We start from the raw sequence: 14,530 nt of genomic DNA on the forward strand, positions 1-14,530 counted from the left end.
GTTTGCGCTTCGAGCTTATTGAGTGTGAATATAGATGATTTTATTGGATTTTAAAAGCAAATCGGGCTGGAGAAGAATATTATAAAGGGCGCAAGCCTTTCCTTGATGAAAGATGAAACAATGAATACTCAAACCAATTTCGACATGGTGCTGTTTGGCGCGACCGGCGATTTGGCGATGCGTAAGCTGTTGCCTTGTCTGTATCAGGCGCATGTTGCGGGTTTGCTGCATCCTGAAGGCAGGATTTTGGGTGTGAGTCGCAGCGAGTTGGATGGTGCGGGTTTTTTGGCGAAGGTGGAGAGTAATGCCAAAATCCATATCAAACAGAATTTTTCAGACAGCCAATGGGCATCTTTCATCAAGCGTATCGATTATCTGACTGTTGATGTTACCCGTGCCGAGCATTTTGAAGCGTTGGGAGAAAAGGTTAAAGCGCGCAGGCAAACGGAAAATGTCGTGGTGTATCTTTCTACCGCTCCCAAGTTCTTCGCACAAGCCTGTGAAAATCTGGCCAAAGTCGGTTTGAATGCCGATAATGTGCGGGTGGTTTTGGAAAAACCGCTGGGTACGGATTTGCAGTCTTCGCAACAAATCAATACCGATGTGGCGAAATACTTTAAAGAAGAACAAATTTACCGCATCGACCACTATCTCGGCAAAGAAAGCCTGCAAAACCTGCTGGCGTTGCGTTTTGCCAACATTATGTTCGAGCCGTTGTGGAACAACAAATACATTGCCAGCGTGCAGCTTACCATTGCCGAGCAGTTGGGCGTGGAGGAGCGCGGCGAGTTTTACGATATTACCGGCGCATTGCGCGATATGGTTCAGAACCATTTGATGCAGATGCTGTGTATGACGGCAATGGAACGTCCGGCCAGCTTGGACGCCGATGCCGTGCGCGATGAAAAGGTTAAGGTCATCAAATCGCTGAAACCGCTGACGGTGGAATCGGTTAATGAAAATGTCATTCGCGGGCAATATACTGCGGCGGAAGGCATGAACGGCTATTTGCAGGAAACGGACGTACCTGCCGGCAGCTTTACCGAAACGTATGTCGCCATCAAAGCCGAAATCGAAAACGAACGGTGGGCAGGCGTGCCGTTTTATCTGCGTACCGGCAAGCGTATGGCAGGTAAAGTGGCAGAAATCGTGTTGAATTTCCGCGATTTGGACAGCCATATCTTCGACGGCAGCCAAACAGCCCCCAACCGCTTGGTGATTGAATTACAGCCGTCCGAAAGCGTACGTCTTTATACGCAGGTGAAAACGCCGGGGGCAGGCAATAATGTCGAGCCGACTGCCTTGAGCGTGGACATGGGCAAGGAAATCCCGGGCCGCCGTCAAGAAGCATACGAGCGTTTGCTGCTGGACGTTATCAACGGCAAGCTGGCGTTGTTCAACCGCCGCGATGAGCTGGAAGCCGCTTGGGAATATGTGATGCCGATTTTGGAAAACTGGGCGGAAAATACCCAAGCACCGCATGGCTATCCGGCGCATTCATGGGGACCGGAAGCCGCCCGCGAGCTGTTGGCACGCGATGGCAACCGATGGCATGAAGAGCAGTAATATCCGGCAATAATATTGGAATGTGCAGCAGAAACGGTTGCGGCAGCTAAGCTGATTTTGCAGACGGCCTTTGTGATGGCCGTCTGCAAAATGCGGAAATTTCTCCGGCGTTTTGCAAAGTGAGCAATATCCGGCAGACGGCATAAGGGTTGTTTCCCACGTTTCTCTGCAAACCGAAATCCGCTGCTTATGCGGTGCGGAGATTTTCAGACAGTATAAGCGGTTTGAATGCCGTCTGGAAAAAAGAAAGGAACATGATGTTTACTTGGTACGAATATGAAAACGCCGCTGCTGCCGCACAATTCTTGGCAGACAGCGTAGCCGGAGCGCTGCAACAGGCTTTGGCAGAAAAAGGCGAGGCGGTGCTGGCGGTGTCCGGTGGCCGTTCGCCTATTGCTTTTTTTGAAGCCTTGTCGCAAAAGGATTTGGACTGGAGCAAAGTCCGTATCGGTTTGGTGGACGAGCGTATCGTGCCGACTGGTCATGCCGACAGCAATACCGGCTTGGTACGCGAGTATCTGCTGAAAAATAAGGCAGCGGCCGCAACGTGGATGCCCATGGTAGAAGACGGAAAAACTGAAACCGAATTACAGCCCGATGAAGTGGTTGGCTTTGCCTTGAAACATTACAAACAGCCCGATGTGCTGGTGTTGGGCATGGGGGGCGACGGGCATACGGCTTCGCTGTTCCCGCAAGCGCCGCAATTACAGACGGCAATCGATTTGGCGGAATGCCCCGCATTGGTACATACCACGCCTGTTACCGCTCCGCATGAGCGCGTGAGCATGAGTTTGGGGGCGATTGTCGGTACGCCGCATATTTACTTGGCCATTCAGGGCGAAGAAAAAAAAGCAGTATTCGATCGGGCTGCCGAACACGCTTCAACGGTTTATCCCATCAGCCTGATTTTGCATCATGAAGGAGCGGACTGCCATGTCTTCTATGCACACTGATAATCCGCAGACGGCAAATGCATGGCCGCGTTTGGTGGCCGACATCGGCGGTACCAACGCCCGCTTTGCTTTGGAAACCGCACCGCAGCAAATCGAGCAGGCGGAAGTGTTGCCGTGTAATGATTACGATACCGTTGTGGACGCGATTCGCGAATATTTGAAACGTGTCGGCAATCCGAAAATCGCCCATGCGGGTATCGCCATCGCCAACCCGATTTTGGGCGATTGGGTGCAAATGACCAATCACCATTGGGCGTTTTCCATTGAAACCACACGGCAGGCTTTGGGTTTTGAAACGCTGGTGTTCCTTAATGACTTTACCGCTCAGGCCTTGGCAATTACCTGCACCGCCGAAAAAGATTTGGTACAAATCGGCGGTACCGAGCCGAAAGAAAACGCACCCAAAGCAGTCATCGGTCCGGGTACGGGTTTGGGCGTGAGCGGATTGATTCCGAGCAATGCGGGCTGGGTGGCATTGGCGGGCGAAGGCGGGCACGTCAGCTTTCCGCCGTTTGACGATGCGGAAGTGCTGATTTGGCAGTATGCCAAGCAGAAATTCGGTCATGTGTCTGCCGAACGCTTTTTGAGCGGCGCAGGTTTGTCGCTGATTTACGAAGCATTGGCTGCTAAAGAGGGCGTGACGCCGGCAACGCTGACTCCCGCACAAATCAGCGAAAGCGCATTGGGCGGTTCGTCGCCTTTATGCCGTCTGACTTTGGATATTTTCTGTGCCATGTTGGGTACGGTTGCTTCCAATCTGGCGCTGACTTTGGGCGCAAGCGGCGGCGTGTATTTGTGTGGCGGCATTATTCCGCGTTTTATCGATTACTTCAAACAATCGCCATTCCGCAGCCGTTTTGAAAACAAAGGCCGTTTCGATGCCTATCTTGCTGCCATTCCGGTGTATGTGGTGTTGAGTGAATTTCCGGGGCTGACCGGTGCGGCGGTGGCTTTGGAAAACCACTTGCAGAATCATGCACCTTCCCGTTTTGCAGACGGCATGTCTGCGGATTTTGGGAAAACAGCTCAGGATAAAACGGAATAAACAGCATTCCTAAACGGCAGTATGAGGCAATACTGCCGTAAATATATGGAAAGGTAAGAAAAATGTTAAGTAAAATCAGTGAGTCATTGGCAGGCTTGTCCGGTGCGGAGCGTAAAGTGGCCGAAGCTGCATTGGCAGAGCCGAAGTGGTTCGTCCATGCTGCGGTGGCGGAAATCGCGGAACGTGCATCGGTAAGCCAGCCGACTGTTATCCGTTTCTGCCGCAGTTTGGGTTATAAAGGATTGCCGGAATTCAAACTTGCGCTGTCGGCCAGTATCGGCCATGAAGGTATGCCGTATGTGCATGAAGAGTTAAACGCTGATGACGACATCGGCAGCGTGGTGGAAAAAGTATTGGGAAATGCGGCTGCCTCGTTGTTGGGCGAGCGTCGTTTTTTGAAAGAAACCGAGCTGGAAAATGCGATTGCTACTTTGATACATGCCCGCCGTGTAGAGTTTTACGGTGTCGGCAATTCAGGCATTGTGGCTCAAGATGCACAGCACAAGTTTTTCCGTTTCGGCATATCTACCGTTGCCTATGTTGATACCCATACGCAACTGATGGCGGCTTCGGTATTGAGCGATAAAGATGTGTTGGTGGCCATTTCCAATACCGGCTCTTCCATCGAGCTTTTGGATGCTGTCAGTATCGCGAAAGAAAATGGAGCGGCAGTTATTGCGGTAACCCGTGCCGATTCCCCGTTGGCGCAACTTGCAGACTGCGTATTGAGCGTGGCGACGCAGGAAAATGCCGAGCTTTATACGCCTATGGTTTCCCGCCTGCTGCAATTGGCGGTCATTGATATTCTGGCCATTGGTTTGGCATTGCGTTTGGGCGACGAGGCCAGCCTGCAGTTGCAGAAAAGTAAGCGCAGTATCCACAGCAAACATGTCGGATACCAAAATAAAGATTAAAAATAACAAGGACTAAAAATCATGAGACACCTTCACGACTTACCGAGCTGGTCGAAATTGTGGAAACATTTCGACGAAACCAAAACCGACCACATGCGCGATATGTTCGAGCAAGACCCGCAGCGTGCCGAACGATATTGGCTGCAGGTGGGCGGTTTGACTTTGGATTATTCCAAAAACCGGATTACCGATGAAACGCTGTCGATGCTGCTGGATTTGGCAAACGAGGCAGGTGTGCCGGAACGTATGCAGCAGATGTTCCGTGGTGAAAAAATCAATACGACTGAAAACCGTGCGGTTTTGCATATCGCGTTACGCAACCGTACCAATGCGCCGATTATGGTGGACGGTGAAGATGTGATGCCGAAGGTTAACCGGGTGTTGCACCGTATGGGAGAGTTTTCGCATGAGGTTCGCAGCGGCAACTGGCTGGGCTATACCAACCAAGTGATTACGGATGTGGTCAATATCGGTATCGGCGGTTCGGATTTGGGGCCGTTGATGATGTGCACCGCGCTCAAACCATTTGGCCACCCCCGTCTGCAAATGCATTTTGTGTCGAATGTGGACGGTTCTCAACTGAGAGATGTGTTGACGAAAGTCCACCCGGAAACCACGCTGTTTATCATTGCCTCCAAAACATTCACTACTCAAGAAACGCTGACCAATGCGCTGACTGCGCGCGAGTGGTTCTTGGCGCATGCGGGCAACGAAGCGGCTGTTGCCAAACATTTCGTAGCCGTTTCAACCAACAAACAGGCAGTTGCCGAGTTTGGTATCGATACGGCCAATATGTTTGAGTTTTGGGACTGGGTTGGCGGACGATACAGCTTGTGGTCGGCAATCGGTTTGCCGATTATGCTGTATTTGGGTGAAGAAAATTTCATTGAAATGCTCAACGGCGCACATCTGATGGATCAGCATTTCATCAATACGCCGCTGGAGCGCAATATGCCGGTTATTCTGGCGCTCATCGGCATTTGGTACATCAATTATTATGGTGGCGGCAGTCATGTTATCGCACCGTATGACCAACATTTGCACCGTTTGCCGAAGTTTATCCAGCAGCTTGATATGGAAAGCAACGGCAAGCAGGTGACCATCGACGGCAAACCTGTCGAGCACGAAACCTCGCCGATTATTTGGGGTGAAACCGGTATCAACGGCCAACACGCCTTTTTCCAATTACTGCACCAAGGTACGCATATTACGCCGATTGACTTGATTGCTTCATTGGCAAAACGCAGCAATCTCAAAGGCCACCACGAAATTTTGTTGGCAAACGTGTTTGCACAGGCGGAAGCGTTTATGCGCGGCAAAACTCCGGAAGAAGCCCGTGCAGAATTGCTGGCTCAAGGCTTGGACGAAGAACGAGTTGAAGAGCTTGTACCGCATAAAACGTTTTCCGGCAACCGCCCGACTAATCTGATTTTGATGAATCAGGTCAATCCGCGGAATATGGGCAGCTTGATTGCCATGTATGAACATAAAACCTTTGTTCAAGGCGTGATTTGGGGCATTAACAGCTTCGACCAATGGGGAGTAGAACTGGGTAAACAGTTGGCAAAAACCATTTTGGCTGAGCTGAACGGTGAAATCGAATTGCAAAAACACGACAGTTCTACCGCACGCTTAATCAGCACTTACCTGAATGCCAATAAATAACAGCAGTTATCATCGGAAACGCTGTATTTGGATTTTGATTGCTGTAATATAAATAAAAGCCGTCTGCAAAAGGCACATCAATCTGTTTATGATGGAATGTGGCTGTTTTGCAGACGGCTTTTTGAATAAAAATAGAGGGAGATTGTTAAATAAAATAGCAAAGGGGGATAGTTTTTATTGCATGGTTATTCAAATAAAGACAACATAGCGCTGTAACATCTTACACAGAATCAGGTACAGCTTGAATTTTATAGTCGAATAAAATAAGAATGAGACAAGGCAGCGAAGCCGCAGACAGTACACATAGTACGGCAAGGCAAAGCAACGCTGTATCATTCTTATTTTAAATGACTATACTGTCCAAAGATGGTTTTATTGTTCAATAAAAAAGGAGAAACCGAGGTTTCTCCTTTTTGCTTGATGGCCATTAGCCGCCGAAATCGTCCAGCAGGATGTTTTCGTCTTCCACGCCCAAGTCTTTGAGCATTTTGATAACGGCTTGGTTCATGACCGGCGGGCCGCACATGTAGAATTCGCAGTCTTCCGGTGCCTCATGGTCCTTCAGGTAGTTTTCGTACAAGACGTTGTGGATGAAGCCGGTGTAGCCTGTCCAATCGTCTTCCGGCAGCGGGTCGGAAAGGGCGACATGCCATTCGAAGTTGTCGTTTTCGGCGGCCAGACCGTCGAAATCTTCAACGTAGAACATCTCGCGCTTGGAGCGTGCGCCGTACCAGAAGGAGATTTTGCGTTTGGATTTCAGGCGTTTGAGCTGGTCGAAAATATGGGAGCGCATCGGAGCCATACCCGCGCCGCCGCCGATGAAGACCATTTCGGCATCGGTGTCTTTGGCGAAAAATTCGCCAAAGGGGCCGGAAATGGTAACTTTGTCGCCCGGTTTCAGCGACCAGATGTAGGAAGACATCTGACCCGGCGGTACGTCGGGCTGGCGCGGCGGCGGGGTGGCAATACGCACGTTCAGCATGATGATGCCTTTTTCTTCCGGATAGGAAGCCATGGAGTAGGCGCGCAGAATCGGCTCGTCGACTTTGGAAACGTAACGCCACAAATCGAATTTGTCCCAGTCTTCATGGTATTCTTTGGGAATATCAAAGTCTTTGTAGGCTACGGTGTGCGGTTCGGCTTCAATCTGGATGTAGCCGCCGGCACGGAAGGGCACTTCTTCGCCTTCGGGAATCGCCAGTTTGAGTTCTTTAATAAACGTGGCTTTGTTGTCGTTGGAGATAACGGTGCATTCCCATTTTTTTACGCCGAATACTTCTTCCGGCACTTCAATGTCCATGTCGGTTTTAACGTTGACCTGACAGGAGAGGCGGCAGCCTTCGCGTGCTTCGCGTTTGCTGATATGGGAAAGCTCGGTCGGCAGGATGTCGCCGCCGCCGCTTTTGACGACGACGCGGCATTGTCCGCAGGAACCGCCGCCGCCGCAGGCCGAAGGTACAAAGATACCCTCGTTGGCCAGCGCACCCAAGAGTTTGCCGCCGGCAGGCATGGTCAGCTCTTTTTCGCCGTTGATTTTGATGGTGATGTCGCCTTCGTTCACCAGCTTGGATTTGGCAAACAGAATCAGGAGTGCCAATACCAAGATGATGCCGGTAAACATCACAATACCTAAAATAATTTCCATTGTGTGCTTTCCTTATAACTGGATGCCGGAGAACGACATAAACGCCAGTGCCATCAGGCCGGCGGAGATAAAGGTAATACCCAGACCTTTCAAGCCGTCAGGTACGTCGGCGTATTTCAGTTTTTCGGTAATTCCTGCCAGAGCGACAATCGCCAGCATCCAGCCGATGCCTGCGCCGAAACCGTAAACGACGGATTCGCCGAAGGTGTATTCGCGTTGCGCCATGAAGGATACGGCACCGAAAATGGCACAGTTTACGGTAATCAGGGGCAGGAAGATACCGAGTGCGTTATAGAGGGCTGGGAAGAATTTGTCCAAAATCATTTCCAAAATCTGCACCAGCGCGGCAATCACGCCGATGAAGATGATGAAGCGCAGGAATGTCAGATCGATGCCCGGTACGAGCGCACCGTCTTTCAACAGCGAGTACACGATTTGGTTGGCGGGTACGGCCAAGCCCAATACGACGGTTACGGCTACCCCCAAACCGAATGCGGTGGACACTTTTTTGGAAACCGCCAAAAAGGTACACATTCCCAAGAAGAAAGATAAGGCCATGTTCTCGATGAATACGGACTTAACGAATAAGCTCAGATAATGTTCCATGGATTATTTCTCCACTTGCTCGGGTTTCCAAGTGCGGAGCGCCCAAACCAAGAAACCGATGATAAAGAATGCACTCGGTGCCAGAAGGAACAAACCGTTTGCCTGATACCAGCCGCCGTCTTGGACGGTTTGGAAAATGGTCATGCCGAATAATTTGCCCGAGCCGATCAGCTCGCGCAGTGTGGCGACGACAATCAGAATCAGGCCGTATCCCAAACCGTTGCCGAAGCCGTCGACAAAGCTTTCCAACGGCGGTTCTTTCATGGCAAATGCTTCGGCACGGCCCATCACGATGCAGTTGGTGATAATCAGGCCGACGAATACCGACAGCTGTTTGGATAATTCGTAGGCAAAGGCTTGCAGGAGCTGGTCAACCAGTGTGACCAGCGAAGCAATAATCGCCATCTGGACGATGATGCGGATGCTGTTGGGGATGTAATTGCGCATCAGCGAAATGAAAAAGCTGGAAAAAGCAGTTACAAAAGCAACGGAAATACCCATCACAATGGCGGTTTCGAGTTTGGTGGTTACCGCCAGTGCCGAACAGATGCCCAATACTTGCAAGGCAATCGGATTATTGTCGATAAATGGCGAAAACATTAAGTGTTTCAGTCGTTTGGTATCAGCCATTATTCTGCTCCTGATTTCAGTTTGGCCAGGTAAGGTTTGTAACCGTTTTCACCGAACCAGTAGTTGAACGAACCTTGTACGCCTTTGGTGGTCAGCGTTGCACCCGACAAGCCGTCTACACCGTGTTCCGTATCCGTGCCGGCTCCCTTGCCGACGCGGATGGCGACATTGCCTTGTTCGTTGTAGAGTTTTTTGCCGACGAATTTCTGCTGCCACAGCGGATTGGCGATTTCACCGCCCAAGCCGGGGGTTTCGCCCTGTTCGTAATAGGTGATGCCGTTGATGGTATTGCCGTCGGGCCGGACGGATACGAAGCCGTACATCACCGACCACAGACCGTTGCCGTGCATCGGTAAGACAATCTGGTTCACTTTTCCGGATTCGTCTTTTACCAGATAAACTTCTGCAAGTTTGGCACGGGTTTTGAGTCCTGCAAAATCGTCTTCGGGATTAATGTTGATGCTTTCTTCCGGTTTTTTGGCGGCTGCACGGGCATCAAAGCCTGCCGGAGCTTCCACATATTCGCCGGTTGCCAAATCTACTGTACGCGGTTCGATACGTTCCGCATAAACTTTCGGAATATCGGTACCGGCTGCCAACAGACCGGCAACGCTCAAGATATAACTTTGCTTGTCTCTGGCTTTTTGTTCGTTTTGAATCGGCTTGAGGCCGACGGCGGAACCCGCCACAACTACCGAACAAACCAGACTCACTGCAATGACGACGGCAAGCGTGCCGCCGAAGCTGTCCTTATTGAATTTAGCCATTGGTGCGTGCCTTTCTGCGTTTGATATTTGCTCGGGCGACGAAGTAGTCGAAAATCGGTGCGAACAGGTTGGCAAACAGAATTGCCAGCATCATGCCTTCGGGATAGGCGGGATTGACCACGCGGATCAAAACGCACATCGAGCCGATAAGCGCACCGTACCACCATTTGCCGGTGTTGGTAAACGAGGCGGAAACAGGGTCGGTTGCCATAAACAGCATACCGATGGCAAAGCCGCCGACGACCAAATGCCAATACCACGGCATAGAGAACATGGCGTTGGTTTCCGAGCCGATGGCGTTGAACAGTAATGAGGTGGCAATCATACCAAGCATCACGCCCGCAATAATGCGCCAAGAGGCAATGCGGGTGAAGACGATGAATGCGCCGCCGATTAACAGTGCCAAAGTCGATACTTCGCCAACCGATCCCGGAATATTGCCGATAAAGGCATCCATCCAAGTAACCGCTTCTCCGGTGGCGGTGTTTTTCAGCCCCGCCATGCCGCCGGTTGCCCATTGGCTCAGTGCGGTTGCACCGGAAAAGCCGTCAACAGCCGTCCAAACGGTATCGCCGCTGATGTTGGCGGGATAGGCGAAAAACAGGAAAGCACGGCCGGCAAGTGCCGGATTCATGAAGTTTTTGCCTGTGCCGCCGAAGACTTCTTTTGCGACAACCACGCCGAAGCTGATGCCCAATGCCGCCTGCCACAAAGGCAGGGTAGGAGGGACAATCAATGCAAACAAAATAGAAGTGACGAAGAATCCTTCATTGATCTCGTGTTTTCTGATGGTGGCAAACAAAACTTCCCAAAAGCCGCCCACCACGAAGACGGTGATGTAAATCGGCAGGAAGAAAACCGCTCCGAACAGCATTTTGCTGAACCAGCCCGCATCGGCTGACATATCGATGCCCAAAGAGGCGGCCAGTGCATAATGCCAGTCGTTGGCGATGTTTTGTTGCAGCAGTTCGGGGGTCAGCGCGCCGAAGGCCTGTGCGCCGACGTTGTACATGCCGTAAAACATGGCCGGAAAAAGTGCCAGCCACACCAAAATCATCATGCGTTTGGAATCCAAGGCATCGCGGACGTGCGAAGCTTTGCGTGTAACCGTACCTTGGGTGTAGAAAATCGTAGCTGCCGCCTCATACAGGGCATACCACCTCTCATGTTTGCCGCCCGGTAGGAAATGCGGTTCGATTTTTTCCAAAAAATGTTTCAAGCCCATCATCAGCCCTCCTTCTCAATCGTATCCAGCACCTTGCGCAGGAGCGGGCCGTATTCGTATTTTCCCGGGCAGACGAAGCTGCACAGGGCCAAATCCTCCTCGTCCAGCTCCAAACAGCCCAATGCCTGCGCACTGTCGGAATCGCCGACAATCAAATCGCGCAGCAGCAGGGTGGGCAGGATATCCAGCGGCATGATGCGTTCGTAAGTACCAATCGGTACCATCGCGCGGTCGCCGCCGTTGGTGGCGGTATTGAATTTGAACAGTTTGTTTTTCAGGAAGTGGCCCAGTGTCGTGCGGGTAATCGTAAATTTATCCGGCTGCGGCGATACCCAGCCGAAAAACTCTTTGGCGCGGCCTTCTTCAATGACGGAAACCTGAGTGTGGAAACGGCCCAGATAGTCATGTGCGCCCGAAGCAATGCTGCCGTTGAGTACCGAACCGGAAATCACGCGGTTGTCCGCATCTTCCAGCTCTCCGGCGGTGATTTGGGAAACTTTCGCACCAGCCTGCGTGCGGATCAGGCGCGGCTTTTTCACTTGCGGACCGCCCAAGGCAATCACGCGCTCGGAGTGCAGACGGCCTGTGGTAAACAGCAGGCCGATGGCAATCACGTCTTGATAACCGATAGTCCATACCGTTTTGTTTGCACCGACAGGCTCGATAAAGTGGATATGCGTACCGCTCAAACCCGCAGGATGGGGGCCGGAAAATTCGTGTTCCGAAATATTGGCGGCGGCTTCGGCAGGAATATCCGCGCCGGCTGCTTTGCATACATGCACCGTGCGTCCGGTCAGGCAGGCCAATACGCGCAAACCGCAGCGGAACGCCTCAGCCTTGTCCGCAATGACTACGGCGGGATCGGCAGCCAGCGGATTGGTGTCCATGGCATTGACAAAAATTGCAGCAGGCTCCGCATCGACCGCGGGCGTTTTGCTGAACGGACGGGTACGGAAAGCCGTCCACAGACCCGATTGAATCAGATTGGCGCGGACTTGTTCTCCGGACAGCGAAGCAAGTGCCTCGGGCGCATATTGGTCGAACGTGATTTCCTCATCGCCGCCGATGCGGATAACCACGGATTGCAGCACGCGTTTTTCACCACGGTTTACGGCGGTTACCGTACCTGCTGCAGGAGCGGTGAACACCACGCCCGGGTTTTTCTTGTCTTCAAACAATACTTGGCCTTTTTTGACGGTATCTCCTTCACGAACCTTCATTGAAGGTCGCATACCGACATACTCTTCGCCAAGCAACGCGATTTCGGTAATGGCCGGACCGTCGTAGACGGTTTGCTCCGGTTGTCCTGCAATAGGCAGGTCCAAGCCTTTCTTTATCTTAAACATAGATGCGTTACTTTTGATGAGGGTTAAAAATCACGGCAAGGTATCTGATGGGGTGTTTCTACTGCCAGACTGCCATGTTGTTTGTAAAACATCAGGCGGAAACCGTAGAAATCATCAGTCAGTATCAGATACAATAAAATCCCTTCATTTTAACAGGAAAACGTCTTTTTTTGTCAGATTGTGCAAGATTTTTTCATGCAGATGTGAATGCAAACCAAGCAGTATAAGGGATAGCTGGTTTGGGGCATTAAAATCGGAGCAGGCGGGCTTGGGAGTGTTTGGAAAGGGAGAAAGGAAATATAATCAAATGATACAGAATGGGAAAATGCGGTCAAACCGCGACAGTATGGCGATACAGGGGCGGCGACTTACTGCTTGAGCCGCTTGCTTAGATTCTTCTTTGGGTAAGATACAGCAACACCGTATTGTTTTGTGGCAGGTGGCTACCAGTATTATGATGGAATGTTTCAGTTATAATGGATTGGTCGGTTTATATGGTTGATATGTTTCTTTAAAAATAGAGGACTGATGGCAGGAAATTTGTTTGCAAAGTAGGAGAAAAACATAAAGGCCGTCTGCAAAATCGGTATTTTGCAGACGGCCTTTATTTTGAAAAGCTAAGCAGTCAAATAATCAATACATGCCTTCGCGCTCTTCACGGGTGCTGATGTAGATGTTTTTCACTTGGGTGTAGGCAGCCAACATCATTTTGTGGGTTTCGCGGCCGATACCCGAGGTTTTGTAGCCGCCGAACGGCGCATGGGCAGGCAGGCGGTTGTAACAGTTGACCCATACGCGGCCGGTTTCGAGTGCGCGTGAGACGCGCAGGCAGCGGTTGATGTCTTTGCTCCAAACCGCACCGCCCAAGCCGTATTCGCTGTCGTTGGCCATTTTGACGACTTCTTCTTCGGTTTTGAATTTAATCACGGTCGCAACCGGGCCGAAGATTTCTTCCTGCGAGATGCGGCTGCTGTTTTCCGCTTCAATCAGGGTAGGCTCGACAAAGGCACCGCTTTCCAACGAGCCTTCGACTTTTTTACCGCCGGTGATGATGCGGCAGCCTTCCTGTTCGCCGATTTTGACGTATTTCAAAATGGTTTCAAGCTGACCGGCGTTGACTTGGGCACCCATCTGGGTGTCGTCTTCCCAAGGCAGGCCGACTTTGACTTTTTTAAACTCTTCCGCCAGCGCGGCGACAAATTTGTCGTAAATTCCTTCCTGTACGAAAATGCGCGAACCGGCGCAGCACACTTGGCCTTGGTTGAACAAAATACCTTTTTGCGCACCTTCGAGGGCTTTGTCAAACGGCATATCGTCAAAGAAGATGTTGGCGGATTTGCCGCCCAGTTCCAAAGTTGAGGGAATCAGCATTTCGGCGGCGGCGATGCCGATGCGGCGGCCGATTTCGGTGGAGCCGGTAAACGCCAGCTTGTTGAAGCCTTTGTGGTGCAGCATGTATTCGCCGGATTTCGATCCTTTGCCTGTGATGACGTTGAATACGCCTTTAGGCAGCAGGTGGTTGATTTTTTGCGCGAAAGAAAGCAGGCTCAGCGATGTGCTGGAAGAGGGATGCAGCACGATGGTACAGCCTGCGGCCAATGCGGGGGCGATTTTCCAAGCAGCCATCAGGAAAGGGAAATTCCACGGAATAATTTGGCCGACCACTCCGATGGGTTCGCGCAAAACCAGCGACAAATCTTCTTCGTCAAGCTGGGTGGCTGTACCTTCTTCGCCGCGGATGACACCGGCAAAGTAGCGGAAATGGTCGGAAGCGAGCGGAATATCGGCCGCACGGGTTTCACGGATGGGCTTGCCGTTGTCCAATGTTTCCTGCAGGGCAAACAATTCCGCATTTTCATCAATGATGTCGGCAATTTTGTTCAGAATCGCCGCACGTTCGGTAACAGTGGTTTTTTTCCAAGTTTTAAACGCTTCTTGCGCGGCGGTAACAGCAGCATCGACATCGGCATTGCTGGCATCGACAAATTTCGCCAGTTCTTCGCCGTTTGCCGGATTGTATGAAGTAAGCAGATTGCCTTCGCTGCCTTTGGTCCATTCGCCGTTAATCAGCAGGCCGTACTCTTTGTCAAAAACATTCAAGTCTTTTGCCATGGTGTTTCTCCTTTTGACAGATTGTTCCGAACTTCAACTTTTTATCCAACCTGAGC

At 51.3% G+C, this 14,530-nt stretch carries 11 protein-coding genes and 1 pseudogene; 5 read left to right on the forward strand and 7 right to left on the reverse strand.

The features are described from left to right. Positions 1–120 precede the first annotated feature (120 nt). The 5 genes and pseudogenes from zwf (at position 121) to pgi (ending at position 6,143) form a co-directional block, all read left to right on the forward strand. Positions 121–1,566 (forward strand): glucose-6-phosphate dehydrogenase, encoded by a 1,446-nt coding sequence (gene zwf / locus EL111_RS02855; RefSeq protein ID WP_123795475.1) that lies wholly within the window; start codon positions 121–123, stop codon positions 1,564–1,566. 257 nt (positions 1,567–1,823) lie between these two features. Then, positions 1,824–2,519, forward strand: a complete 696-nt coding sequence (gene pgl, locus EL111_RS02860) for a 6-phosphogluconolactonase (protein ID WP_123795568.1) — start codon at positions 1,824–1,826, stop codon at positions 2,517–2,519. Beyond that, positions 2,500–3,492, forward strand: a pseudogene (locus EL111_RS02865) (glucokinase); the annotation flags it as partial. The gene pgl and the pseudogene EL111_RS02865, both read left to right, overlap by 20 nt. Before the next feature lie 134 nt (positions 3,493–3,626). After that, complete coding sequence (gene hexR / locus EL111_RS02870) at positions 3,627–4,478, forward strand: DNA-binding transcriptional regulator HexR (RefSeq protein WP_123795473.1); 852 nt, start codon at positions 3,627–3,629, stop codon at positions 4,476–4,478. 21 nt (positions 4,479–4,499) lie between these two features. Next, positions 4,500–6,143 carry a glucose-6-phosphate isomerase gene (gene pgi / locus EL111_RS02875; RefSeq protein ID WP_123795472.1) on the forward strand — a complete coding sequence of 548 codons (1,644 nt, stop codon included), beginning with the start codon at positions 4,500–4,502 and terminating at the stop codon, positions 6,141–6,143. A gap of 427 nt (positions 6,144–6,570) precedes the next feature. On the opposite strand, the gene nqrF is transcribed toward pgi, so the two are convergent. The 7 genes from nqrF to EL111_RS02915 form a co-directional block, all read right to left on the reverse strand. After that, on the reverse strand, positions 6,571–7,788 hold the full coding sequence (gene nqrF / locus EL111_RS02885) for an NADH:ubiquinone reductase (Na(+)-transporting) subunit F (protein ID WP_123795471.1): 1,218 nt from the start codon (positions 7,786–7,788) through the stop codon (positions 6,571–6,573). Positions 7,789–7,800: 12 nt separating this feature from the next. Beyond that, the gene (nqrE, locus tag EL111_RS02890) at positions 7,801–8,394 is read right to left on the reverse strand and encodes an NADH:ubiquinone reductase (Na(+)-transporting) subunit E (RefSeq protein WP_123795470.1); all 594 of its coding nucleotides are present in this window, start codon (positions 8,392–8,394) and stop codon (positions 7,801–7,803) included. Between the two features lie 3 nt (positions 8,395–8,397). Continuing rightward, positions 8,398–9,024, reverse strand: coding sequence for an NADH:ubiquinone reductase (Na(+)-transporting) subunit D (locus EL111_RS02895; protein ID WP_123795469.1), 627 nt, complete (start codon positions 9,022–9,024; stop codon positions 8,398–8,400). Next, complete coding sequence (locus EL111_RS02900; protein WP_123795468.1) at positions 9,024–9,791, reverse strand: Na(+)-translocating NADH-quinone reductase subunit C; 768 nt, start codon at positions 9,789–9,791, stop codon at positions 9,024–9,026. Before EL111_RS02900 ends, EL111_RS02895 begins: the two co-directional genes overlap by 1 nt. Continuing rightward, positions 9,784–11,016 (reverse strand): NADH:ubiquinone reductase (Na(+)-transporting) subunit B, encoded by a 1,233-nt coding sequence (locus EL111_RS02905; protein WP_123795567.1) that lies wholly within the window; start codon positions 11,014–11,016, stop codon positions 9,784–9,786. Before EL111_RS02905 ends, EL111_RS02900 begins: the two co-directional genes overlap by 8 nt. 2 nt (positions 11,017–11,018) lie before the next feature. Then, positions 11,019–12,362 carry a Na(+)-translocating NADH-quinone reductase subunit A gene (locus EL111_RS02910; protein ID WP_123795467.1) on the reverse strand — a complete coding sequence of 448 codons (1,344 nt, stop codon included), beginning with the start codon at positions 12,360–12,362 and terminating at the stop codon, positions 11,019–11,021. A gap of 633 nt (positions 12,363–12,995) precedes the next feature. Beyond that, positions 12,996–14,474 carry an aldehyde dehydrogenase family protein gene (locus EL111_RS02915; RefSeq protein WP_123795466.1) on the reverse strand — a complete coding sequence of 493 codons (1,479 nt, stop codon included), beginning with the start codon at positions 14,472–14,474 and terminating at the stop codon, positions 12,996–12,998. Positions 14,475–14,530: the final 56 nt, after the last annotated feature.

This window comes from Neisseria animalis (assembly GCF_900636515.1).
GTDB classification, from domain to species: Bacteria; Pseudomonadota; Gammaproteobacteria; order Burkholderiales; family Neisseriaceae; genus Neisseria; species Neisseria animalis.

Bases quoted from the DNA above. Each gene is read 5' to 3' on its own strand.
- zwf (WP_123795475.1), top strand. From the start codon at position 121: ATGAATACTCAAACCAATTTCGACATGGTGCTGTTTGGCGCGACCGGC.
- pgl (WP_123795568.1), top strand. From the start codon at position 1,824: ATGTTTACTTGGTACGAATATGAAAACGCCGCTGCTGCCGCACAATTC.
- hexR (WP_123795473.1), top strand. From the start codon at position 3,627: ATGTTAAGTAAAATCAGTGAGTCATTGGCAGGCTTGTCCGGTGCGGAG.
- pgi (WP_123795472.1), top strand. From the start codon at position 4,500: ATGAGACACCTTCACGACTTACCGAGCTGGTCGAAATTGTGGAAACAT.
- nqrF (WP_123795471.1), bottom strand. From the start codon at position 7,788: ATGGAAATTATTTTAGGTATTGTGATGTTTACCGGCATCATCTTGGTA.
- nqrE (WP_123795470.1), bottom strand. From the start codon at position 8,394: ATGGAACATTATCTGAGCTTATTCGTTAAGTCCGTATTCATCGAGAAC.
- EL111_RS02895 (WP_123795469.1), bottom strand. From the start codon at position 9,024: ATGGCTGATACCAAACGACTGAAACACTTAATGTTTTCGCCATTTATC.
- EL111_RS02900 (WP_123795468.1), bottom strand. From the start codon at position 9,791: ATGGCTAAATTCAATAAGGACAGCTTCGGCGGCACGCTTGCCGTCGTC.
- EL111_RS02905 (WP_123795567.1), bottom strand. From the start codon at position 11,016: ATGGGCTTGAAACATTTTTTGGAAAAAATCGAACCGCATTTCCTACCG.
- EL111_RS02910 (WP_123795467.1), bottom strand. From the start codon at position 12,362: ATGTTTAAGATAAAGAAAGGCTTGGACCTGCCTATTGCAGGACAACCG.
- EL111_RS02915 (WP_123795466.1), bottom strand. From the start codon at position 14,474: ATGGCAAAAGACTTGAATGTTTTTGACAAAGAGTACGGCCTGCTGATT.